2 protein-coding genes are annotated in these 2,193 nt (G+C 72.0%); one reads left to right on the top strand and one right to left on the bottom strand.

What is annotated here, in order from left to right; genetic code table 11:
- The first annotated feature begins 712 nt into the window (after positions 1 to 712).
- Complete coding sequence (locus ACTUAL_RS18545) at positions 713 to 1,321, top strand: hypothetical protein (RefSeq protein WP_096491794.1); 609 nt, start codon at positions 713 to 715, stop codon at positions 1,319 to 1,321.
- 406 nt (positions 1,322 to 1,727) lie between these two features.
- On the opposite strand, the gene ACTUAL_RS18540 is transcribed toward ACTUAL_RS18545, so the two are convergent.
- On the bottom strand, positions 1,728 to 2,193 hold a 466-nt coding region (locus tag ACTUAL_RS18540; RefSeq protein ID WP_440901152.1), incomplete at its 5' end, for an amidohydrolase family protein.

The following is a 2,193-nucleotide window of genomic DNA, read 5'->3' as shown; positions in this document are numbered from 1 at the left end:
GTTGACCTCGGAGCCCAGGAAGACGATCCGCGACCGGAGAAGCTGCTCGAAGACGGAGTCGGTGAGCGTCATGCCGCCGGTCGACGCCATGCGCGGCAGCGTGAGGTTGTTCCGTGCGTTCATGATCCTCGTTACCCCATCCACGGTGTTGACCGATCTTGCGTACCCCGACGATATCGGAGAGGTGGGCGTGCCCCCGGTCGACGGGGCGCGGTGTTCGCTGACAGCGCATGGCGGTGCCGCTCCGGGTGACCTGCGGCGCTCCGGGGGTCGGGTGTCCGGGCGCCGCGCGGGGACCCGCTGGATCATGGCCCCGACGTCGGCTCGCCGCCACTGGTGACCCGCGATCGGTCGTCGCGGAGCGTGTCCGATGTGGACGGTCGGGTGCGGGTTTTTTCACACCGGGGAGTGAAAACTCGACGGTCGGGTGAAGCGGGTCGGCGCTTGCGGCCGATGGCGGCGGGGCCGGCGTTCCCGCTCCGCGGCGCGGCGCGGGAACGCTCAGGCGGCCGTCGCGCGGTCGGACGCGAGGTCGTGCGCGCTGCCGGGACGGTGGTCATGCGTGTGGCTTCACCCGGACGGGTCAAGTTGGCCTGTGCGGGCCGTTGTCGCATGTCACGAGCCTGATGAGGACCCGATCGGGGCACCGTTTTTGTCGGTGATCGGCGGTAGAATCGAACAGTAGTTCGACCAGCTGCGAGGGGAGCCAGCCGTGGAGCCGGTCAGCGTCACCGCCCTGTCCTTCACCGAGTACGCGATGAGCGGTCAGCGTGGCCGCATCAACATCGTTTCCGAGCAGCGCAGCATCTACCTGGCGGTCGACCAGTGGGTCTGCGGCTTCTACAACCCGGTCCGCGCGGCGATGCGGCGCGCGGCCAACTCGACCGACCCCGCCGCGGAGCTGGACGCCGCGCTCGACGGGGCGACGCGCAGCGGGCAGCTGCGGGCGTTCGGGGAGATCAGGGACGGGTTCCTGCCGTGGCTGCGGTCGACGCGGGCGACCGGGGTGGCGATGCCCTCGGCGGTGTGGCGGTCGGGGGACCTGGAGCTGCGGGTGCGGCCACAGCTGGGGCTGCGGTTCCCGGACGGGTCGGTGTCGGCGGTGCTGGTGCACTGCAAGGAGCAGGAGATGACGCAGGAGGCGGCGAACGTGGGGCTGCGGGTGGTGCAGCAGGCGTTGCCGGGGTTGGGGGCGCTGGTGCTGGACGCTCGGCGGGGGCGGGCGTTCCGGTTGTCGCGGCGGACGAACCTGGCGAAGTTGGACGCGTTGATCGCGGCCGAGGCGGCGGGGTACGTGGTGCATTGGCGGATGAGCGCGTGAGGGGGTGAGGGGGGTGAGCGCTGGAAGGCCGGGCGACGCAGCGGGAGAAGGGGAACGCCCGGAGGTCGGCGGGCACAACAGGACGAAGGTGAGCATCCGGCGGTCAACAGGCGCAATGGGCCGAAGGTGACCGCCCGGCGGTCAGCGGGCGCACCGGGCCGAAGGGGCCGCTCGGGGGGCGGCAGGCGCAACGGGCTGAAGGTGATCGCCCGGAGAGCGGTCGGTGCAACACGCCGAAGTGAGCATCCGGCCGTCGGTCGGCGCAACGGGCCGAAGTGAGCATCCGGCGGTCGGTCGACGCGGCAGGCAAGGGCGGGGAGCAGGCAGCAGGCGGGGAACAGCAGGCGAGGAGCAGGGGGGAGTCCTGCCCGGCGTGGCGCCGGGCAGGGGGTGGCGGGCGTCGTGGTCAGGTCAGGCCTGCTGGGTTGTGGGCGAATTCGCCGTTCACGACCGTGGCGGCCAGGGGGATGGTCGCGATGCGGGTGGGGTCGACCGCTCGTGGGTCGTCTTCGAGGATGGTGAAGTCGGCCAGTTTGCCCTCCTCGATCGTGCCCAGGTCGTGGTCGCGCCTGCACGCGTAGGCCGCGCCCGAGGTGTGCGCGCGCAGGGCCTGCTCGACGGTCAGGGCCTCGTCCGGGCCGATCGGCAGGCCGGTGCGGGATTGGCGTTCCACCAGGAACTGGACGGCCCGCAGCGGGGTGCCGTCGGCCACCGGGCGGTCCGAGCTGCCCGCCAGGGGGATGCCGTGGTCCAGGAAGGAGCGGCCTCGGTACATCCACGGGGCTCGGGGGCCGGTGATCTCCGCGTAGTCGTCGCCGTAGGCCCAGAGGAAGGTGGGTTGGAGCACCGGGATCACGCCCAGTGCGGCGATC

Source organism: Actinosynnema sp. (genome assembly GCF_052038725.1).
This window is presented reverse-complemented; position numbering and strand designations above follow the sequence as displayed.